The organism is Streptomyces sp. WP-1, from assembly GCF_030450125.1.
GTDB classification, from domain to species: domain Bacteria; phylum Actinomycetota; class Actinomycetes; order Streptomycetales; family Streptomycetaceae; genus Streptomyces; species Streptomyces incarnatus.
The window spans coordinates 4,674,618-4,694,403 of sequence record NZ_CP123923.1 but is presented as its reverse complement, the minus strand read 5'-3'; the positions used below and the strand labels follow the sequence as shown (position 1 = coordinate 4,694,403).

General features: G+C 71.9%; 19 protein-coding genes and 1 pseudogene. 7 read left to right on the top strand and 13 right to left on the bottom strand.

All coding sequences use genetic code 11. From position 1 onward, the window contains the following. The first annotated feature begins 35 nt into the window (after window positions 1–35). Both QHG49_RS20630 and QHG49_RS20625 read left to right on the top strand, forming a co-directional pair. Window positions 36–290 carry a type II toxin-antitoxin system Phd/YefM family antitoxin gene (locus tag QHG49_RS20630; protein ID WP_145490807.1) on the top strand — a complete coding sequence of 85 codons (255 nt, stop codon included), beginning with the start codon at window positions 36–38 and terminating at the stop codon, window positions 288–290. Further along, a complete protein-coding gene (locus tag QHG49_RS20625) occupies window positions 287–535 on the top strand; it encodes a type II toxin-antitoxin system RelE/ParE family toxin (RefSeq protein ID WP_145490805.1) in 249 nt (82 codons plus the stop codon). Before QHG49_RS20630 ends, QHG49_RS20625 begins: the two co-directional genes overlap by 4 nt. On the opposite strand, the pseudogene QHG49_RS20620 reads toward QHG49_RS20625, so the two are convergent. Next, window positions 510–694, bottom strand: a pseudogene (locus QHG49_RS20620) (hypothetical protein). The gene QHG49_RS20625 and the pseudogene QHG49_RS20620 sit on opposite strands and share 26 nt — an antisense overlap. A 2-nt stretch (window positions 695–696) precedes the next feature. Then, a complete protein-coding gene (locus QHG49_RS20615) occupies window positions 697–1,509 on the bottom strand; it encodes a trans-aconitate 2-methyltransferase (RefSeq protein WP_301490630.1) in 813 nt (270 codons plus the stop codon). Between the two features lie 103 nt (window positions 1,510–1,612). Between QHG49_RS20615 and tamR the strand changes: the two genes are divergently transcribed. Next, complete coding sequence (gene tamR / locus QHG49_RS20610; protein WP_145490800.1) at window positions 1,613–2,110, top strand: MarR family transcriptional regulator TamR; 498 nt, start codon at window positions 1,613–1,615, stop codon at window positions 2,108–2,110. Here tamR and QHG49_RS20605 read toward each other — a convergent pair. After that, entirely contained in the window at window positions 2,069–2,836 is a 768-nt protein-coding gene (locus QHG49_RS20605) for a response regulator transcription factor (protein WP_167532415.1), read from the bottom strand. The two genes, tamR and QHG49_RS20605, sit on opposite strands and share 42 nt — an antisense overlap. A 119-nt stretch (window positions 2,837–2,955) precedes the next feature. Between QHG49_RS20605 and QHG49_RS20600 the strand changes: the two genes are divergently transcribed. After that, window positions 2,956–3,399 carry an N-acetyltransferase gene (locus QHG49_RS20600; protein WP_145490795.1) on the top strand — a complete coding sequence of 148 codons (444 nt, stop codon included), beginning with the start codon at window positions 2,956–2,958 and terminating at the stop codon, window positions 3,397–3,399. Between the two features lie 2 nt (window positions 3,400–3,401). On the opposite strand, the gene galK is transcribed toward QHG49_RS20600, so the two are convergent. From galK to galT, 3 genes are read right to left on the bottom strand one after another with little or no spacing between them, the layout of a single operon-like run. Beyond that, window positions 3,402–4,556 carry a galactokinase gene (gene galK / locus QHG49_RS20595; protein WP_301490629.1) on the bottom strand — a complete coding sequence of 385 codons (1,155 nt, stop codon included), beginning with the start codon at window positions 4,554–4,556 and terminating at the stop codon, window positions 3,402–3,404. After that, window positions 4,556–5,518, bottom strand: a complete 963-nt coding sequence (galE, locus tag QHG49_RS20590) for a UDP-glucose 4-epimerase GalE (RefSeq protein WP_301490628.1) — start codon at window positions 5,516–5,518, stop codon at window positions 4,556–4,558. Before galE ends, galK begins: the two co-directional genes overlap by 1 nt. Further along, complete coding sequence (gene galT, locus QHG49_RS20585; RefSeq protein ID WP_145490788.1) at window positions 5,515–6,576, bottom strand: galactose-1-phosphate uridylyltransferase; 1,062 nt, start codon at window positions 6,574–6,576, stop codon at window positions 5,515–5,517. The genes galE and galT overlap by 4 nt, the downstream gene beginning before the upstream one ends. 158 nt (window positions 6,577–6,734) lie before the next feature. Here galT and QHG49_RS20580 point away from each other — a divergent pair, with 158 nt between their 5' ends. Both QHG49_RS20580 and QHG49_RS20575 read left to right on the top strand, forming a co-directional pair. Further along, window positions 6,735–8,429 carry a sodium:solute symporter family protein gene (locus QHG49_RS20580; protein ID WP_159702154.1) on the top strand — a complete coding sequence of 565 codons (1,695 nt, stop codon included), beginning with the start codon at window positions 6,735–6,737 and terminating at the stop codon, window positions 8,427–8,429. Window positions 8,430–8,449: 20 nt separating this feature from the next. Beyond that, window positions 8,450–8,749: a hypothetical protein gene (locus QHG49_RS20575; RefSeq protein WP_301490627.1), complete on the top strand. Its 300-nt coding sequence runs from the start codon at window positions 8,450–8,452 to the stop codon at window positions 8,747–8,749. A gap of 101 nt (window positions 8,750–8,850) precedes the next feature. Here the strand turns inward: QHG49_RS20575 and QHG49_RS20570 are convergent, their stop codons facing one another. The 4 genes from QHG49_RS20570 to QHG49_RS20555 form a co-directional block, all read right to left on the bottom strand. Then, complete coding sequence (locus QHG49_RS20570; RefSeq protein WP_145490781.1) at window positions 8,851–9,525, bottom strand: response regulator transcription factor; 675 nt, start codon at window positions 9,523–9,525, stop codon at window positions 8,851–8,853. A 218-nt stretch (window positions 9,526–9,743) separates the two neighbouring features. Next, window positions 9,744–11,633 (bottom strand): PQQ-binding-like beta-propeller repeat protein, encoded by a 1,890-nt coding sequence (locus tag QHG49_RS20565; protein WP_301490626.1) that lies wholly within the window; start codon window positions 11,631–11,633, stop codon window positions 9,744–9,746. A gap of 76 nt (window positions 11,634–11,709) precedes the next feature. Continuing rightward, window positions 11,710–13,728 (bottom strand): PQQ-binding-like beta-propeller repeat protein, encoded by a 2,019-nt coding sequence (locus QHG49_RS20560; RefSeq protein ID WP_301490625.1) that lies wholly within the window; start codon window positions 13,726–13,728, stop codon window positions 11,710–11,712. A 271-nt stretch (window positions 13,729–13,999) separates the two neighbouring features. Continuing rightward, window positions 14,000–15,808: an ABC-F family ATP-binding cassette domain-containing protein gene (locus QHG49_RS20555; RefSeq protein WP_301490624.1), complete on the bottom strand. Its 1,809-nt coding sequence runs from the start codon at window positions 15,806–15,808 to the stop codon at window positions 14,000–14,002. Between the two features lie 170 nt (window positions 15,809–15,978). On the opposite strand from QHG49_RS20555, the gene QHG49_RS20550 reads away from it, so the two are divergent. Beyond that, the gene (locus QHG49_RS20550) at window positions 15,979–16,584 is read left to right on the top strand and encodes a Uma2 family endonuclease (protein ID WP_301492866.1); all 606 of its coding nucleotides are present in this window, start codon (window positions 15,979–15,981) and stop codon (window positions 16,582–16,584) included. Between the two features lie 4 nt (window positions 16,585–16,588). Here the strand turns inward: QHG49_RS20550 and QHG49_RS20545 are convergent, their stop codons facing one another. The 3 genes from QHG49_RS20545 to QHG49_RS20535 form a co-directional block, all read right to left on the bottom strand. Next, window positions 16,589–17,482: a 4-(cytidine 5'-diphospho)-2-C-methyl-D-erythritol kinase gene (locus QHG49_RS20545; protein WP_301490623.1), complete on the bottom strand. Its 894-nt coding sequence runs from the start codon at window positions 17,480–17,482 to the stop codon at window positions 16,589–16,591. Between the two features lie 31 nt (window positions 17,483–17,513). After that, window positions 17,514–18,383 (bottom strand): 16S rRNA (adenine(1518)-N(6)/adenine(1519)-N(6))-dimethyltransferase RsmA, encoded by an 870-nt coding sequence (rsmA, locus tag QHG49_RS20540; RefSeq protein WP_159702172.1) that lies wholly within the window; start codon window positions 18,381–18,383, stop codon window positions 17,514–17,516. 134 nt (window positions 18,384–18,517) lie between these two features. Continuing rightward, the gene (locus QHG49_RS20535) at window positions 18,518–19,771 is read right to left on the bottom strand and encodes a resuscitation-promoting factor (protein WP_301490622.1); all 1,254 of its coding nucleotides are present in this window, start codon (window positions 19,769–19,771) and stop codon (window positions 18,518–18,520) included. Between the last annotated feature and the right edge of the window lie 15 nt (window positions 19,772–19,786).

Genomic DNA, 19,786 nt, shown 5'->3' with positions numbered 1-19,786 from the left:
GGTCACTTGCATGCACCTTGTGGAATCATGAGCGCATGACCCGGATCGCGATCAGCTCTGCTCGTTCCCAGCTCGGGGACCTCGTTCGCCGCGCGGCCCACGGTCGCGAGACCATCGCCTTGACCGATCACGGGCATGTGGCCGCGCTCCTCGTATCGCCACAGGTGATAGAGGATCTTGAGGACGCACTGGCCGTCGCCGACTACCAGCGACGCAAGGCGGAGGGGACGCTGGGCGAGGGCATCCCGATGGCAGAGGTGCGCAGGCGACTGGGGCTTGAAAAGCCGTGACGTACGAGATCGTCTTCGAACCGCACGCCCTCGATGCCGCGACACGGTTCCTGGAGGAGGACCCTGCGGGGCTCGCCAAGGTACTGGACGCGATCGACGAGTTGGCGCACGATCCGCGGCCGGTGACATCGGCGGCGTACGGCCCGAGTATCCGCCGTCTTCGCGTCGACGCTTACCGCGTCCTCTACGTCATCGACGACGCGGTGATCCACATCCTGGTCACCCACCTCGGCCGGACCGCCTGACCGGCTCCAGGAATTCCAGCCGGTTGCCGACCGGGTCCGCGGAGTAGAAGCGCAGGTGGCCGCAGGGGCGGTGCCGAGGGCTTCGGCGTAGTACGAGCGCAGCGCGCCCTCCGCTCCGGGCGGCGCCGCGAGTTGCACATGGTCGACGGCCACCAGCACGGTCAGGTTCCCTTCACGGCGACGGCGAACAGGCGGCGGAAGGGCAGGACGGTGCCGTAGGGCGCCCTCGGGTAGGCCTCGCGGAGCAGGTCGCGGTATTCGGTGAGGAACGCGTCCCGGGCCTCGGGGTCGTCGGCGAGCACGGTCAGGACGGGCCGCAGGCCGGTGCCCTTCACCCAGTCGAGGACCGGGTCCTCCCCCGCCAGGACGTGGAGGTAGGTGGTCCGCCAGACGTCGGTGGCGCAGCCGAGGCGGGCGAGCCGGTCCAGGTAGGTGCCGGGGGTGTGCACGGAGTCGGTGCGGCGCAGCACCCCGGCGAGCCGGTCCCGCCAGCGCGGGGCTGCGGCCAGTTCGCGCATGAGGACGTGCTGCGGGGCGTCGACGTTGTCCGGCATCTGGAAGGCGAGGGTGCCGCCGGGCGCGAGGGCCCCGGTCCAGTCGGCGAACCGGTCGAGGTGCCCCGGCACCCATTGCAGGGTGGCGTTGGAGACGATCAGGTCGTACGGCTCCTCGGGCGTCCAGGTGCGGGCGTCGGCGTGGGCGAAGTCCAGCCGGCCGCCGCCGGGGGTGGGGCCCTCGTGCCCGGTGTGGGCCGCGTCCAGCATCTCGGGCGAGTTGTCGTACCCGGTGATGTGCGCGGTGGGCCAGCGCCCGGCGAGGGTGGCGGTGGCGTTGCCGGGGCCGCAGCCGAGGTCGGCGATGCGGGGCGGGGTGCCGGGCAGGTCGGGGACGCGGGCGAGGAGGTCGGCGAAGGGGCGGGCGCGGTCGCCGGCGTGCCGGAGGTACTGGCCGGGGTCCCAGGTCGGTGTCGTCATGCTGTCCACCTTCCCGCCCGACATCTCTCGACGTCAAGATACTTGAGTAAAAGATACTTGGTTCCAAGAGACTTCATGTCGACACAACCACTACACTGATCTCATGGAGGACGAGGTCGATCGGCTGGTCGCAGCGTGGCGCCGGGAGCGCCCGGACCTCGACGTGGAGCCGCTGGAAGTGCTCAGCCGGGTGAGCCGGCTCGCCCGGCACCTGGACCGCGCCCGCCGGCTCGCCTTCGCGGAACACCAGCTGGAGCCCTGGGAGTTCGATGTGCTGACCGCGCTGCGGCGCGCGGGCACGCCGTACCAGCTCTCCCCCGGGCAGCTGCTGACCCAGACCCTGGTCACCTCGGGCACCATGACCAACCGGATCGACCGCCTGGCGAAGAAGGGCCTGGTCGAACGGCTCCCCGACCCGAGCGACCGGCGCGGTGTGCTGGTGCGGCTGACCGACACCGGCCGGGACCGCGCCGACCAGTCCCTCGCGGGGCTGCTGGCGCAGGAGCGGGCCATCCTCGGCGAACTGTCCCGCGCGCAGCGGGCGGAACTGGCGGGTCTGCTACGCCAGTTGACCGCCCCGTTCGACAACATTCCCGGCTAGGTCCACCGGGCCCACCCCGGCCCGGCGGGCGAGGGCGACGGCGGCCAGGGTGGAGTGGACGCCGAGTTTGCCGAGGACGTTCTGCATATGGGTGCGGACGGTGTGCGGGGAGAGGTACAGCCGCTCGGCGACGGCCTTGCGGCCCAGGCCCGCGACCATGCAGCGCAGCACCTCCCGCTCCCTCGGGGTGAGGGACTCCACCAGGCGTTCGCTCTCGCTGCGGTGCCTGCGGGCGGCGGTCAGCTCCTTGAGCACGCCGGTCAGCAGCGCGGGCGGCAGATGCGTCTCGTCGCGCAGCACCCCCCGGATCACCGCGAGCAGCCGCGACAGGGAGCAGTCCTTGGCGACCCAGCCGCAGGCACCGGCGCCGAGCGCGAGGGCGGCGCGGCGCGGGTCGTCCTTCCCGGCGAGGACCACGGTACGTACGGCGGGCTGGGCGGCGCGCACCCCCGCGACCAGCGAGATCCCGTCGACCACTCCCTCTTCGTCCGCGTCCCGCACGGGTACCGGCGAGCGGCCGCCGGCCGGCCTGCCGCCCAGGTCGGCGTCCACGAGCAGGACGTCGTAGCGGCGGCCCTCGGCGACGGCCCGCTCCAGGCAGCGCAGGGCGGCCGGGCCGCTGCCGGCGGCGGCGACCTCGACATCGGGCTCGGCGGCCAGCGCGGCGGCGAGCGACTCGGCGAAGATGCGGTGGTCGTCCACGACCAGGACTCGGATACGAACCACAGAACCCCCTGAACGGCACCGGCCCCCGACCGGTCGCTGGTATCTCAGCGTACGGATACCGGCACGCAGCGGAAGGAGATTTACAGAACTGGCCGACGGGCGCGTTTATGGTGTGCCGCATGTTTCGTATCGAGGCGGAAGTCGACAAGGCACGACAGGAACTGCTCCGCAACCGGCTGCTGGACACCAACACGGCTGCCTCCCCGGTCCTCGCGGCCCTGCGCGGCACCCCCGCCGAACGCGAAGTCCCCCTGCACGTCTGGGCCCTCGACCCCGCCGGCGAGCTGGCGGGCGGTCTGGTGGGCCACACCTGGACCGCCTGGCTGCACGTCACCTACCTCTGGGTGGACGCCGCCCACCGCGGCACGGGCCTCGGCTCCCACCTCCTGGCCCGCGCCGAACACCACGCCGCAACCGACCGCGCCTGCGCCGCCGCCCGCCTGGAGACCTGGGACTTCCAGGCCCCGGCGTTCTACCGCAGACAGGGCTACGAGGTGGTGTGCGAGATCCCCGACTACCCGCCGGGGATCACGGAGTACACGCTGGTGAAGCGGCTGCGCTGACGTCAGGCCAGTCGCCGCGCCCCCGCCGACGGCACCGCCTCGAACACCCGGGGGGCCTTGGACTCTGCCGCCGCGAAGGCCGTTTCCAGGGACCTGGTCAGGGCGGGGACCTCGGTCGCCTCCGTGAGGACGATCGCGGAGCCCCCGAAGCCGCCGCCGGTCATGCGGGCGCCCAGGGCGCCGTGGGCGAGGGCCGTCTCCACGGCGAGGTCCAGTTCCGGGCAGGAGATGCGGAAGTCGTCGCGCAGCGAGGCGTGGCCCTCGGTGAGGACCGGGCCGATGGCGCGGGGGGTGCCGGCGCGCAGCAGGGCGACCGTGCGTTCGACGCGCTCGTCCTCCGTGACGACATGCCGGACCAGGCGGCGGATCTCCTCGTCCGCGCCCAGCCGGGCCAGCGCCGCGTCCAGATCGGCGTGGGCGATGTCGCGCAGGGCGTCGACGCCGAGCAGGGCCGCGCCCTTCTCGCAGCCGGCCCGGCGCTTGCCGTACTCGCCGCCGCTGTGCGCGTGCTTGACCTGGGTGTCGACCACGAGCAGGCGCAGGCCCTCGGCCGCGAGGTCGAAGGGGATCTGCCGCTGGGACAGGTCGCGGGTGTCGAGGAAGAGCGCGTGGCCCGGCTCGCAGCACGCGGCGGCGGTCTGGTCCATGATGCCGGTCGGCGCGCCGACGTAGACGTTCTCGGCGCGCTGGCACAGCCGGGCGAGCTGCCACCGGGCGAGGTCGAGGCCGTACAGATCGCGCAGCGCGAGGGCGATCACGACCTCCAGGGCGGCGGAGGAGGACAGGCCCGCGCCGGTGGGCACGGTCGAGGAGAGGTGGATGTCCGCTCCGGTGACCGGGTGGCCCGCCTCGCGCAGGGCCCAGACGACGCCCGCCGGGTACGCCGTCCACGCGGGGTCGGTGCCCGGCGCGAGCGCGTCGAGGCGCAGTTCGACGACGCCCCCCGCCATGTCCGCCGAATGCAGGCGCAGCAGGCCGTCGGCCCGGCGGGAGACCGCAGCGAGGGCCTGGTGGGGCAGGGCGAACGGCATGACGAAGCCGTCGTTGTAGTCGGTGTGCTCGCCGATCAGGTTGACCCGTCCCGGCGCCGCCCACACTCCCTCCGGGCGCGCTCCGTACAGCTCGGTGAAGTGCTCGGCGACCTGCTGTGCCCCCACTAGTCCTCCTTCGACGAGTTCTGCGCGAACTCCCAGGCGTCCGCGACGATGCCCGCGAGGTCCGCGCGGGTCGGGTGCCAGCCCAGCTTCTCGCGGGCGGTGTCCGCGGCGGCGACCAGGACGGCCGGGTCGCCGCCCCGGCGCGGCGCGGCGATCTCGGGGATCGGGTGCCCGGTGACCTGCCGGACGGTCTCGACGACCTCGCGGACGGAGAAGCCGTTGCCGTTGCCGAGGTTGCAGATCAGGTGCTCGCCGGGGCGCGCGGCCGTCAGCGCCAGCAGGTGCGCGTCGGCGAGGTCGGCCACGTGGATGTAGTCGCGCACGCAGGTGCCGTCGGGGGTCGGGTAGTCGTCGCCGTAGACGGAGATGGCGTCGCGGCGGCCCTGGGCGACCTGGAGGACGAGCGGGATGAGGTGCGACTCGGGGTCGTGGCGCTCGCCGTACGCGCCGTACGCGCCCGCCACGTTGAAGTAGCGCAGCGAGACCGCGGCGAGGCCGTGGGCGTTCGCCTCGCTGGTGATCATGTGGTCGACGGCGAGCTTGGACGCGCCGTAGGGGCTGGTGGGGCGGGTCGGGGCGGTCTCGGTGATCGGGACCCGCTCGGGCTCGCCGTAGGTGGCGGCCGTGGAGGAGAAGACGAGGGTGCGCACGCCCGCCTCGCGCATCGCGCCGAGCAGGGCGAGGGTGCCGGCGACGTTGTTGTCCCAGTACTTCTCCGGCTTCACCACGGACTCGCCGACCTGGGAGAACGCGGCGAAGTGCAGCACGCCGCGGTACGAGGCGTCGAGCCACTTGGCGGCGTCGCGGATGTCGCCCTCGATGAAGGCGGCGCCGGCCGGGACGCCCGCGCGGAAGCCGGTGGAGAGGTTGTCGAGGACGGTGACCTCGTGTCCGGCCTCCAGCAGATGCTGGGCCACCACGCTGCCGACGTAACCCGCGCCACCCGTCACCAGGTACTTCATGAAGTCGCTACCTCTCGCAGTCGCTCGGCCGCCCGTTCCGGCGGCACGTCGTTGATGAACACGCTCATGCCGGACTCGGAACCCGCGAGAAACTTCAGCTTGCCGGAAGTGCGGCGGATGGTGAAAAGCTCCAGATGGAGCGCGAAGTCCTCCCGTGTCACCCCGTCGAGACCGGCCGGCAGGGCGAACGGCGCCTGGTGCCAGGCGGAGATGTACGGCGTCGGCGGCTCGCCGGGCCCGAAGATCCGGTCGAAGCGCCTCAAGAGTTCCAGATACACCTGGGGGAATTCTGTGCGCGCCGCCTCGTCCAGGGCGAGCAGATCGGGGACGCGGCGCCGGGGATACAGGTGGACCTCGTACGGCCAGTGCGCCGCGTACGGCACGAAGGCCACCCAGTGTTCACCCTCCAGGACGACCCGGTCGCCGGCGAGTTCACGCTCCAGGACGGCGTCGAAGAGGTTCTCCCCTGCCTCGGCCGCCTTGTGGGCGGCGAGCGAGCGGAGCATCAGCGCGGTGCGCGGGGTGGTGAAGGGGTAGGCGTAGATCTGTCCGTGCGGGTGACCGAGGGTCACACCGATCTCGGCGCCGCGGTTCTCGAAGCAGAACACCTGCTCGACGCGGGGCAGCTGCGACAGCTCCGCCGTGCGGTCGGTCCACGCGTCCAGCACCAGGCGCCCCTGCCCGGGGGTCAGATCGGCGAAGGAGGCGTCGTGGTCGGAGGTGAAGCAGACGACCTCGCAGCGGCCGGAGTCACCGGCGAGGGAGGGGAAGCGGTTCTCGAAGACGACGACGTCGTACGAGGAGTCCGGGATCTCGCTGAGCCGCTCGCCCTCGGTCGGGCACAGCGGGCACTGGTCGGCCGGCGGGTGGTAGGTGCGGCCCTGCCGGTGCGAGGCGACGGCGACCCGGTCGCCGAGCAGCGGATCTCGGCGGATCTCGGAGGTGGTGGCCGTGCGGTCCAGCGGACGGCGGTCGACGGCGTCGCGCACGGTGTCGTCCCGCAGGTCGTAGTAGATCAGCTCGCGACCGTCGGCCAGCAGGGTCGGGGTCTTCTTCACGCCGGACTCCTCTCAACAGAATCAAACATAACAGACCACAACCCGACACAGAATCAGATCATCACAATCGAACAAAGATCACCATCAAAACTGTTCATTTTTTAAACACACAGGCGTAGGTTCCGCTCTGATCAGTTCGCGCAACGAAGCGAGTTCTCATGCAGACCCCCACATACGCGCATACGTATCTGGCGGCGGCCGGGCTACGGCTCCCGACCAACTGGCTGGACTACACGATCCTGGCGATCTACTTCGTCGTCGTGCTCGGTATCGGTTTCGCCGCCCGCCGCTCCGTCAGGACCAGCCTCGACTTCTTCCTGTCCGGACGCTCGCTGCCCGCCTGGATCACCGGCCTCGCCTTCATCTCGGCGAACCTGGCGGCCACCGAGATCCTCGGCATGGCCGCCAACAGCGCCCAGTACGGCGCCTACACCGTGCACTGGTACTGGATCGGCGCCATCCCCGCCATGGTCTTCCTCGGCCTGGTGATGATGCCCTTCTACTACGGCAGCAAGGTCCGCTCGGTCCCCGAGTTCCTGCTGCTGCGCTTCGACAAGGCAGCCCACCTGCTCAGTTCGATCCTGTTCGCCTTCGCCGCGATCCTGATCGCCGGCGTCAACCTGTACGCCCTCGCGATCGTGGTCGAGGCCCTGCTGGGCTGGCCCCAGTGGGTGGCCATCGTGGTCGCCGGCGCCTTCGTCCTCGCGTACATCACCCTGGGCGGTCTGTCCTCGGCGATCTACAACGAGGTGCTCCAGTTCTTCGTGATCCTGGCCGCGCTCATCCCGCTCACCATCCTCGGGCTGCGCAAGGTCGGCGGCTGGGGCGGACTGACCCACAAGCTCGCCGAGACCCACGGGCACAACTTCACCACCGCGTGGGGCGGCACCGGGATCGGCAGCACCAACCCGCTCGGCGCGAACTGGCTGACGATCGTGCTCGGCCTCGGTTTCGTGCTCTCCTTCGGCTACTGGACCACCAACTTCGCCGAGGTCCAGCGCGCCCTGTCCGCGAAGAACCTCTCCGCGGGCCGGCGCACGCCGCTGATCGCCGCGTACCCGAAGATCTTCATCGTCTTCCTGGTGATGATCCCGGGCCTGGTCGCGGCCGCGCTCGTGCCGGACATCGGCACCAGCGGCTCCGGCCTCCAGTACAACGACGCCATCCCCTACCTGATGCAGGAGCTGCTGCCCAACGGCGTGCTCGGCATCGCGGTCACCGGTCTGCTCGCCGCGTTCATGGCGGGCATGGCGGCCAACGTGTCGTCCTTCAACACCGTGTTCACCACGGACATCTGGGCGAAGTACGTGGTGCGCGGGCGGGAGGACGCGTACTACGTCCGGTTCGGCCGGTGGATCACCGTGATCGGCGTCTGCGCGTCGGTGGGCACGGCGTTCCTCGCCTCGTCGTTCTCGAACATCATGTCCTATCTCCAGACGCTGTTCTCCTTCTTCAACGTGCCGATGTTCGTCGTCTTCATCATCGGCATGTTCTGGAAGCGGGCGTCGGTCAAGTCCGGCTTCTGGGGGCTGCTCGCGGGCACCGTCACCGCGATGGTCAACTACTTCGTCCTCTACAAGAAGGGGATCATCTCCATCCCCTCCGACCAGGGCGCCAACTTCGTCTCGGCGATCGCCGGGTTCGTAGCCGGCGCGGTCGTGATGGTCCTGGTGTCGCTGTTCACCGCGCCGAAGCCGGCGAAGGAGCTCCAGGGCCTGGTCTACGGCACCCGCTCGCCGGGGATGTCCGAGCCGCCGGCGCCCGGTGACGACGCGTGGTACCGCAAGCCGGCGCTGCTGGGCTGGGGTGCGGTCGTGCTGGCCGCCGTCTGCTACATCCCGTTCTCGTTCTGACGCGGGAGGATCGAGGGAACATGTCCGAGAACTCCGAACACCATTACACCGAGGGCGACATCGCGCGCGAGGTCAGCGAGCTGGAGACCAAGTCGGCGACGGCGTCCCGGATCTTCGATCTGCGGCGCATCATCGGCGGGCTCTTCGTGGTCTACGGCGTGATCGTCACGATCACCGGCATCACGGACTCGCGGTCCGCGATCGACAAGGCGCAGGGCGTCAACATCAACCTGTGGACCGGGATCGGGATGCTGGTCCTGGGTGTCTTCTTCCTGGTGTGGCTGAAGCTCAGGCCTGCGGCGCCTCAGCAGGAGGGTTAGCGCCGTCGGGAGGGGGCGGCCCGTCTGCCGGGTGCGGCCGCGTCGTGGCTGATCGCGCAGTTCCCCGCGCCCCTGGCGGGGCGCTGCGGCGGGGCCGGGAGCTAGGCTCCCGGCCCCGCCGCGCGGTCCAGCAGCCCCGTCCGCGCGGCCAGCGCCGCGGCCTCCAGACGCGAGCCCACGCCCAGTTTCATCAGTACCCGCTGCACATGGGTGCGGGCCGTGCTCGGGGCTATCCGCATGCCGGAGGCGATGACGCGGGTGTCCTCGCCGTCGGCGACGCGGACGAGGACCTCGACCTCGCGCGGGGTCAGCACGCTCAGCAGGCGCTGGGCCTCGTCGTCGGGCTGGGCGGCGGGGTTCAGCAACTCCTCGAACGCCTCCTGGAGCAGCCCCGGGGCCACCGCCGACTCGCCCGCCCGGGCCTTCAGGATCGCCCGCTCGACACCCTCGATGCGCTCGTCGTGCCGTACGTACCCCGACGCCCCGGCGGCGAACGCGGCGGCGATCCCCCGCGGCGAGGGCACCGGGCCGAGCACCACCACCGCCACCTGCGGCCGCTCCCGCTTGATCTTCGCCACCGGATCGAAGGCCCCCGGCTCGGCCGGGGCGGCCGTGCCCAGCAGGCACACCTCCGGCGCCCGCGCGATCACCAGATCGGCGGCGCCCGCGGCGGGCGCGGCCGAGGCGAGCACCCGGTGCCCGCGCAGTTTCAGCGCCGATGCCAGCGCCTCCGCGAGCAGGCGATGGTCGTCCACGACCATGAGCCGTACTCCCATTGAGAAACCCCCCAGCCCCGCCCATGGATGCCCCACTATGGACGTCCACCGGCCCGATGGACAGAGGGCCCCCCGGCACCCCGCCCCTTTGCATGCCCCCGGAAGCTACACGCTTGTTCGACGCCACACCGCCCCTGGACAGCAGAAGTGCCCCGGACCGATGACATCCGGGGCACTGCTGACCAAGTCACCCGTTCGGGTGATTGTGTGGCGGGGGGTCAGCCGCCCGTGCCGAAGGCCAGCACCAGGTACGACTTGTCGTCGTTCGGGTCCGCCTTGTCGACGAAGACGTCCGACATGTACAGCCGGCCGTTCCCGAAGAGGATCTCCGCGTAGTCCGGCAGCATGCTGCCCTCGGCACGCCGGACGCTCTCCGTGGAGGGGTTCTCCAGGAGCTTGGTCTCCTTGAAGGTGGAGCCGTCGATGCTGACGATCTGGCCGCCCTTGTCGTACGGCGGCTTCTTGTAGGCGATCAGGTTGTCGCCGTCCATGCGCAGCGGCGACAGCAGATAGCCGTCCCCCGCCTCGGCGCGCAGGCCGGTCGGCTTGCCGGTGGCCAGGTCGAAGGCGACGACCTCGTTGGTGGTGCTGTAGGAGGACCCGCTGCCGTCGTGCTCCTCGGTCGGCACGAACAGCTTGCCGCCGCCGGCGACGACCTCGTGGCAGTCCTCGATCCGGGTGATGCCGTCGCAGCGGCCGCCGTACGTCTTGCCGGGCGCGGAGATCCGGGCGAGCAGCTTGCCGGTCCTGTCGTCGATGGAGAAGTAGTCCGAGATGCCGCTGCCGTCGCCCGCGCTGTCGCCGACGTCGGCGGCCACCACCAGCGGGTCGGTGGAGACGACCGAGGCGTACTCGATGCCCGGGTCCATCTTGTACTCGGAGAGCACCTTGCCCGACTTCGGGTCGATGGTCTGGATGGACAGCTGGGTGTTGTCCGAGTCGCCGCAGCTGCGCACCGCGACCAGCTTGGCGCCGCCGCCGTAGCCCGAGTCGTAGCAGTCCTCGCCCGGCTTCGGCTGCCACAGCGGCTTGCCGGAGTCGATGTCGAAGGCCGCGCCGCCGTTGCTGTCACCGAGCGCGACGGTGTGCTGGGAGACCGTCACGTTCTGGTAATTGACCGGGTAGTCACCGACGTTGACGGTCTTCGTCCACAGCTTCTTGCCCGCGTCGAGGTCGATCGCCGCGATGTCGGAGCAGCCGGAGTACTTCTTGTTCGTCGGCTGGTAGGTGATCGCGGTCTTGTCGTCGTCGGTGATGTGCCGGCTGGCCGCGCAGACCGGGCCGGGCAGCTCGACCGTCCACAGCTTGGTGCCCTTGACCGGGTCGTAGCCCACGATCTCGTTCACGCCGGTCTTGGCGTACACCTTGCCGGTCAGCCAGGAGCCGGAGGTGCTCACCGTGTCCTTCACCGAGGGCGAGGGGACCTGGAAGAGGACCTTGGCCGCCGTGTTCGCCGGCACCTTCTCCTTGCCGCCGGTCGAACCGCCGGAACCCTTGTCCTGACCGCCGCCGTTGCCGCCGCCGGAGGAGGCGGTGCCCTGCTTGGTGCCGCCGTCACCGGAGCCCGCGTACCAGATGCCGCCGCCCACGATCAGCGCGATGACGACGACCGCCGCGATGACGATGTACAGCGCGGTGTTGTTCCGGCCGCCGCCACCGCCCTGCTGCCGCATCGGCATGGTCGGGGGCTGGCCCGGATAGCCGTAGCCCGGCTGCCCGGACTGCTGCATCGGCTGGGTGGGCATGGCGTACGGGTTCTGCTGCGGCGCCCCGTAGGGGGCGGGGGGCTGCTGGCCGTACGGGTTCGGGGGCGCGGCGGGGTAGCCGTAGCCGGCCGGCGGGGGCGCCTGCTGGGGGTAGCCGTAGCCGGGCGCCGGCTGCGGGGGGCCGGGCGGCGGGGTCTGCTGGGGCGGCTGCGGGGGCTGCCCGCCCGGGCCGTCCTGCGGGGGCGGCGGGGTCGGGGCGCCCTGCGGGGGCGGCGGGGCCGCGGGGGGCTGCTTGTCCAGCGAGGGCGAGGGGGTGGACGGCGCCGGCTGCGACGGGGGCGGCGGGCCGAAACCCCCCTGCTGCGGGGGCTGGTTCGGCGGGGGCGGGGGCGGCTGGGTCATGGCTCGGGTACCTCGGTGACACTCGGAAGGCCGGACGGCGGACGGATCGGGCGGAGAGCGGGGAAGCGGGCCGGGCTCAGTTGCCGAAGGCCATGATCAGCTTCTCCTTCGACTCGTCGTTTCCGTTCAGCCGGCCGGCCGAGATGATGAAGCGCCCGTCGGCCCAGTCGACGACGCCGTTGTAGAAGGTGTCCTCGATCTCCGCGGTGCCCTGCGGGTTCTGGAGCAGCTTCGTGGGGGTGTGGGCGGAGCCGGCGGTCGGGATCGAGACGACCTGGCCGCCCGCGTCGTACGACGGCTGCACATACGCGATGAGCTTGCCGCCCTCGACCTTCATCGGGGCCATCGGCTCGTCCGCCGGGGACTTGACCCGCCACTTCGCGGTGCCGGTGGAGAGGCTGATCGCGACGATCTCGTTGGCGCTGGAGGTCGCGGACGTGGGCAGGTAGAGCGTGTCGGCGTCGGCCGCGACGCCCTGGCAGCCCTGGAGGTCGCGCTCCAGGATCGCCCAGCCGCAGCTCGGGGAGAACTTCTCGTCGACCTTGACCTGGGAGCGGAACTTGCCGGTCGAGGTGAAGGTGGAGATGTTCCACGTCTTCTTGTCCTGGTTGGTCAGATAGACCACGAGCGGGTTCATCGAGTACACCCGGCTGACCTGCCAGCCCTTCTTGAGGGACTGGGTCCACTTCACCTTGCCGGTGGCCGGGTCGAGTTCCCGCAGCTCGTCGTGCTCGGTGCTGGTCGAGGCCGCGCAGGACGCCACCTGGACGAGCCGGCCGGCGCCGCCCGCGTACCCGGCGGGGAAGCAGGCGTTGCCGTAGCGCTTCTTGTCGTACAGCTTCTTGCCGCTGTCGATGTCGTAGGCGGTGCCCGACTCGGAGCGGCCCACCATCAACGTGCTGCCCGCCACGCTGAGTTCGACGTTGAGCGCGCTGTCGAACAGCCCGCCGTCGGCGACCTGGGCGCTCCAGCCCTTCTTGCCGGTGGCGAGGTCGAGCTGGGTGAGCTGGTTGCACTTGGCGTTGTCGCCGGCGCCGTTCATGTACGCCACGACGACCTTGCCGTCGTCCGACTTCTGCGGGGTCACCGCGCAGATCTTCTGCGGGAAGGCGAGGGGCCCCCAGGGGGAGGAGCCGTTGCCGGTGTCGTACGCGAAGACCTGCTTGTACGCCGCCTTCACCACGGTGTTCCCGGCGATCCACATGCCCGGGGCGTCGGCGCCCGCGCCGGGGGCGTCCGGTGCCGACTTGTACCAGAGCACCTTCGCCTCGCCGGACGCGCGGCCCTTGTTGAGGTCCTCGGGGTCGTCGCCGCCGGTGGCCGGCGAGGAGGCCGAGGGGGCGCCGGACGAGGTCGGCGCGCCGCTGCCGCTCTGCTCGGCCACGGGCTTCTTCTTGCCGTCGCCGCCGCTGGTCACGGCGTAGACGGTGCCGGCTATGACGAGCAGCGCGGCCGCCGCGGCGCCCACGATCAGCACCGTCTTCTTCTTGCCGCCGCCGCCCTGGGGCGGGAAGGGGCCGCCGGGGGCGGTGCCCGGGGCGCCGGGGTACGGCGGCTGCGGCGGGAAGCCGTAACCGGGCTGGGGCTGCTGCCCGTAGGGGCCCGGCTGCTGGGGCTGCTGCGGGTAGCCGTAGGGGCCGGGGGTTCCGGGGGCGGCGGGGGCGGCGGGGGCACCGTAGGGGCCGGGGGCCGCGGGGGTTCCGTAGGGGCCGGGGGTGCCGGGTGCCGTGGGGGCGCCGTAGGGGCCGGGCTGCTGCGGGTAGCCGTAGCCGGGCGCCGGCTGCTGCGGGGGCTGGGGCGGCTGCCCCGGCTGCGGCGGCGGGCCGGGCTGGGCCTGGGGCGCGGGCGGGACCGGGGCCGCGGGCGGCTTGGAGAGAACCGTCGGCGGCGGGGCGGCCGGGGTCGCGGGTGCGGCGGGCGGCTGGGCCGGGACCGGAGGCTGGTTCCCCGGGCTCTCCGGACTCCCAGGACTTCCCGGGCTCCCAGGACCTCCAGAACTTTCCGGATTCCTCGGGTCCCGGGGGTCCCTGGGATCTCTCGGATCCTGCGGTGCTCCGAAGCCGCCGCTGGGCGACTGGTCGGGCGGCTGAGTCATCAGCGCTCTTCCCCCTCGTTCACTGATTTTTAGCCACGCCCTGAGGTTCTTGACGGACCCAAGGTCGTTGTGGAGACAGTTTTCAGACGGCTCTTTCTATCACCCGGTACGGACAGCACAACGGGCCGGATCCGCCCTGTTCCCAAGGGAGAACCGGCCCGTGATGCCTCCGTTACGCGTCTTCACGCCCCCTTCACCCGGCGCACGCGCTCCCCGGTGCGCGCCGGGGAGCGGCCGTCCGCCGCACTGGCTGATTCGCGGCGGCGAAGTGCTACGCGTCCTCGGCCAGTTCCAGCCAGCGCAGCTCCAGTTCCTCGCGCTCGCCGGCCAGCGACCTCAGCTGGGCGTCCAGTTCGGCCACCTTCGCGAAGTCCGTCGCGTTGTCCGCGATCCGGGCGTGCAGCTTGGTCTCCTTCTCGGAGACCTTGTCCAACTGCCGCTCGATCTTCTGGAGTTCCTTCTTGGCGGCGCGCTGGTCGGCGGCGCTCTTCTCCTGCGTGGCCGGCTTCGGCGCCGCGGCGGCGTTGCGCTCGGCGACCGCCTCCTCCATGCGCTGCCGCCGCTCCAGGTACTCGTCGATACCGCGCGGCAGCATCCGCAGGGCGCCGTCGCCGAGCAGGGCGAACACCCGGTCCGTGGTGCGCTCCACGAAGAACCGGTCGTGGGAGATGACGATCATCGAGCCGGGCCAGCCGTCGAGGACGTCCTCCAGCTGGGTGAGGGTCTCGATGTCGAGGTCGTTGGTGGGCTCGTCCAGGAAGAGGACGTTGGGCTCGTCCATCAGCAGCCGCAGCAGCTGGAGGCGGCGGCGCTCACCGCCGGAGAGGTCGCCGACCGGCGTCCACTGCTTCTCCTTGGTGAACCCGAAGGTCTCGCAGAGCTGGCCCGCGGTCATCTCGCGGCCCTTGCCGAGGTCGACGCGCTCGCGCACCTGCTGCACGGCCTCCAGGACCCGGCAGGCGGGGTCGAGTTCGGCGACCTCCTGGGAGAGGTAGGCGAGCTTGACCGTCCGGCCGACGGCGACCCGGCCGCCGGCCGGCTGCGCCTCGCCCTCGGTGCGGGCGACCTCGGCCATCGCGCGCAGCAGCGAGGTCTTGCCGGCGCCGTTCACGCCGACCAGGCCGATCCGGTCGCCGGGGCCGAGCTGCCAGGTGACGTGCTTGAGCAGCACCTTGGGGCCGGCCTGGACGGTGACGTCCTCCAGGTCGAAGACCGTCTTGCCGAGCCGGGAGGAGGCGAACTTCATCAGCTCGCTGCTGTCGCGGGGCGGCGGCACGTCCGCGATCAGCTCGTTGGCGGCCTCCACCCGGAAGCGGGGCTTGGAGGTGCGGGCGGGCGCGCCGCGGCGCAGCCAGGCCAGCTCCTTGCGGATCAGGTTCTGCCGCTTGGCCTCTTCGGTGGCGGCGATGCGCTCGCGCTCGGCACGGGCGAAGACGTAGTCGGAGTAGCCGCCCTCGTACTCGTACACGTCGCCGCGCTGGACGTCCCACATGCGGGTGCAGACCTGGTCGAGGAACCAGCGGTCGTGGGTCACGCAGACGAGCGCCGAGCGGCGGTTCTGGAGGTGCAGGGCGAGCCAGGAGATGCCCTCGACGTCGAGGTGGTTGGTGGGCTCGTCCAGGACGAGCAGGTCCTGGTCCTCGATCAGCAGCTTGGCCAGCGCGATGCGGCGCCGCTCACCGCCGGACAGCGGGCCGATGACCGTGTCGAGCCCCTTGGGGAAGCCCGGCAGGTCCAGGCCGCCGAACAGGCCGGTCAGTACGTCCCTGACCTTGGCGTTGCCCGCCCACTCGTGGTCGGCCATGTCGCCGATCACCTCGTGGCGGACGGTGGCGGCGGGGTCGAGCGAGTCGTGCTGGGTGAGCACGCCGAGGCGCAGCCCCCCGAGGTGGGTGACCCGGCCGGTGTCGGCGTCCTCCAGCTTGGCGAGCATCCGGATCAGGGTGGTCTTCCCGTCACCGTTGCGGCCGACGACCCCGATCCTGTCCCCTTCCGACACACCGAGCGAGACGCCGTCCAGCAGGGCACGGGTGCCGTACACCTTGCTGACGTTCTCGACATTGACCAGGTTGACGGCCATTTCACTCCTGCTCGCGGGGCGGTATCGACATGCGGCTCCGCCGCGTGGGTCAGCCTTCTAGCGTAGGGCCTCGGGGGCGGGGGGTGACGCGCGAGGGGATGGTCACTCTTTGTGATGACGTGATCGGGAATTGGCCGCTATCCCCAAGGGCGGGCGGCAAGATCCCGTTCATGGGAGAAACCAGGACCGCTGAGTCCGCAGGGCACCCGGTCCACTGGCCGGTGCCGCCGCACGATGGCTACACCGTGGACGACTTGTTCACACTGCCTGATCTCCCGCCACACACCGAGATGATCGACGGGATCCTGGTTCTCGTGAGTCCGCAGCGCTACTTTCGCGTCGCAGTCATCGACCTGCTGGTCAGCGGCCTGCGCCGCACGCTGCCGTCCGACATGAGGGTCGCGCGGGAGATGACCGTCGTGCTCGACAAGCACAACGGCCCGGAGCCGGATATCTGCGTCGTCCGTGGCGAAGCCCTCACCGACCGGCGCCAGACTCGCTTCGAGGCGGCCGACGTGCTGCTCGTCGTCGAAGTCGTCTCACCCGACTCCGAGGCCCGCGACCGTGACACCAAGCCGCGCAAGTACGCCGCGGCAGGTATCCCCCACTTCTGGCTGGTCGACATGGCGGGCGAGGACGACCACCCCGTCGTCCAAGTCTACGAACTCGGCAAGGCCACCGGCACGTACGCCCTGACCGGCATCTACCACGACCACGTCAAGATCACCGTCCCCTACGACATCGACATCGACCTGACCGAGATCGACGCCCTCTGAGGCCCTAGAGAACCGTCGCCCCCGCCACCGGCCCCGCCGCCACCCGCACCGCGCGGCAGGTGCCGGAGGCGGTGAGGGCCCCCGCGACCTTCTCGGCCGTGGCGGCGTCCCGGGTGAGGAAGGCCGTCGTGGGGCCCGAGCCCGAGACGAGCGAGGCGAGGGCGCCCGCGGCGCGGCCCGCCGCCAGGGTGGCCGCCAGCTGCGGGAAGAGGGACAGCGCGGGCGGCTGGAGGTGGTTGACGACGGCCGCGGCCAGCGCGTCGGCGTCGCCCTTGGCCAGCGCGTCCAGCAGATCCTGCGAGGCCACCGGCTCCGGGATCTCCCGGCCTTCGGCCAGCCGGTCGAACTCGCGGAAGACCGCCGGCGTGGACAGCCCGCGCTCGGCCATCGCGAACACCCAGTGGAACGTACCGCCGACATCGAGGGCGGTCAGCCGCTCACCGCGGCCGACGCCCAGCGCGGCCCCGCCGACCAGACTGAACGGCACATCACTGCCCAACTCGGCGCAGATCGCGAGGAGTTCGGCCCGGGACGCACCCGTGCCCCACAGCCTGTCGCAGGCCAGCAGCGCACCCGCGCCGTCCGCGCTGCCGCCCGCCATGCCGCCCGCGACGGGGATGTCCTTGTCGATGTGGAGGTGCACGTTCGGCTCGATGCCCCGGCGCGCGGCGAGCGCGAGGGCGGCGCGGGCGGCGAGGTTGGTGCGGTCCAGGGGGACCTGGGCGGCGTCCGGGCCCGCGCAGGTGACGCGGAGTTCGTCGGCGGGGGTGACCGTGACCTCGTCGTACAGGCCGACGGCGAGGAAGACGTTGGCGAGGTCGTGGAACCCGTCGGGGCGGGCCGCGCCCACCGCGAGCTGGACGTTGACCTTGGCGGGGACGCGGACCGTGACGCTCACTGCGCTCCTTGGGCTGTGCGGACGGCCGGCGTCAGGCGCCGGTCTGGGCGTGCTCGGCGATACGGGCGAACTCCTCGACCGTCAGCGACTCGCCGCGGGCCTGCGGGGAGATCCCGGCGGCGACGAGGGCGGCCTCGGCGGCGGCCGCGGAACCGGCCCACCCGGCGAGCGCGGCCCGCAGGGTCTTGCGGCGCTGCGCGAAGGCCGCGTCGACCACCGCGAACACCTGCCGCTTCGTGGCCGTCGTCGCGATCGGCTCGGTGCGCCGGACCAGGGAGACGAGCCCGCTGTCGACGTTCGGCGCGGGCCAGAAGACATTGCGGCCGATGGCGCCGGCCCGCTTGACCTCGGCGTACCAGTTGGCCTTCACGGACGGGACGCCGTACACCTTCGAACCGGGCGCGGCGGCGAGGCGGTCGGCGACCTCGGACTGCACCATCACCAGGGTGCGCTCGATGCTCGGGAAGGTGTCGAGCATGTGCAGCAGCACGGGGACGGCGACGTTGTACGGCAGGTTCGCGACGAGCGCGGTCGGGGCGGGGCCCGGCAGCTCGGCGACGTGCATCGCGTCGGAGTGGACCAGCGCGAAGCGGTCGGCGCGGGCGGGCATGCGGGCGGCGACGGTCGCGGGGAGCGCGGCGGCGAGGACGTCGTCGATCTCCACGGCGGTGACCCGGTCGGCGGCCTCCAGCAGCGCGAGGGTGAGCGAGCCGAGCCCGGGTCCGACCTCCACGACGGTGTCGTCGGGGCGGACCTCGGCGGTGCGGACGATACGGCGGACCGTGTTCGCGTCGATCACGAAGTTCTGGCCGCGCTGCTTGGTGGGGCGGACACCGAGCGCGGCCGCGAGCTCGCGGATGTCGGCGGGGCCGAGGAGGGAATCGGGGGCGGGGCTACTCACGGGACAAGGGTACGGGGCGCCGGGGGCGGCCCTGACAAACGCCCCTGCGCGGCAGCGCCCCGGACCGGGCGCGGGAAACGGCGCGACCGGCCACGACGCGCCCGCACCCGGGATCCCGCAGGTCTGCCCCGCGCCTACCCGTGCAACCGCTCCCCGCAATGCGGCCAGGGGCTCTCCCCCCGTCGCGCGTACAGCTTCTTCGCCCGGTACGTCTGTTCCGACTCCGACGCGTCCTGGGGCAGCCCCGTGCCCCCGAGCGTGTGCCACGTATGCGCGTCGAACTGGTACAGACCCCCGTACGTCCCCGAGGCGTCCACCGCGTGCGGATCACCGCCGGACTCGCACTCCGCGAGCCCCTGCCAGTTCAGCGCGTCGGCCCCCGCGACCGAGCGCGGCGCCGCCTTCGTGCCGACCTTCACCACCTGCCGCCGCGGCCGCCGCACCACCTCCGCCCCCTCCCGGCGCGGCTCCTGGCGCACCCCGTTGACCGTGCGCAGCAGATACGTGATCCGCCGCAGTCCGGGGCGCCCGGGGCTGGCGACGACCTCGGTGCCCTTGAGCAGCGTGGGGTCGTACGTCCGCTCGGTGTGGAACGGGATCTCCTCCTCGCGGACCTCCCGCCCCCCGGTCACCCGCATCACGGTGACGGTCTGCCCGTCGCGCGGGAAGCTGTCGGCGGGGACGGAGAGCGTGTCGTCGGCGCCCAGGGTGACCCCGGCCTCCTCCACGGCCTCCCCGACCGTCGCCGCGTTGGTGCGGATGGTGCGGGCCCGCCCGTCGGCCATGACCGTGACCGTCCGCTCGGTGCGCACATCGAGCGCGAGCCCGGCGCGGCCGATGCTCTGGGAGCGCGATGCCGACAGATACGCGCCCTCGGCGCGCACCCCCAGTTCCCTGAGCGCCCCGTCCACGGTCTGCGCCGTCGTCCACACCTGGTGCCGTCGGCCGTCCAGGGTGAGCCGCACGGGGCGGCCGTAGCGCACCGCGATCGCGTCGCCGCCGGCCAGCGGTGTGTCGGGGGCGGGCGCGACCAGGTCGTGCTCGCCCACCCGCACGCCCTCCTCGGCGAGCAGCGCGTCCACGTCGTCGGCGAAGGTGTGCAGCGCCCGCGGCCGGCCGTCGACGTCGAGCCGGATCGCCCGGTCCTGCGCGACGAACGCGGTGGTGCCGCCGGCCAGGAAGGCCACCACCAGGGCCTGGGGCAGCAGCCGGCGCAGCACGGAGTCCGGCCGCTCGGCCGCCCGCGCCCCGCGCCGGCGCGCACGCCTGCCACCGCGCCGTTCCGGCGACGCGCCCGTCTCCAACCGCCGTTTACCGCTCACGCCGACACGCTCCACAGGGGCCGAAAGGTCCGGATCGGGGGCAGAACCTAGCCGAGCCCCGGTCACTCTCCAAAGCGACGC